General features: G+C 55.7%; 1 protein-coding gene. It reads right to left on the bottom strand.

The features are described 5' to 3' along the window. The coding region (locus KVT38_RS33895; protein ID WP_217598102.1) for a rhomboid family intramembrane serine protease at positions 1–253 on the bottom strand (253 nt) is incomplete at both ends.

Genomic DNA, 253 nt, shown 5'->3' on the forward strand with positions numbered 1-253 from the left:
TGCCCATCAAACCGTACAGCACGAAGCCCGCGAGCAGCCCGCCTATGTGCGCCAAATAGCCGGTGCCCGGGATGATAAAGGACATGACAAGCCCGATGACGAGAATGCCGATAATCGTAGATCTGGAGCCTTGTTCAAGCGCGTAACGTTGGAATATGGCGATAAAGAAGTAAGCGCCGTACATAGCGTTAATCGATGTCGATGCCCCTACGGCGATCCACTCCGGTCCCGAGAAGGCGGCGGCGAACACATT

Source organism: Cohnella sp. GbtcB17 (assembly GCF_019091135.1).
Taxonomy (GTDB): Bacteria; Bacillota; Bacilli; order Paenibacillales; family Paenibacillaceae; genus Cohnella.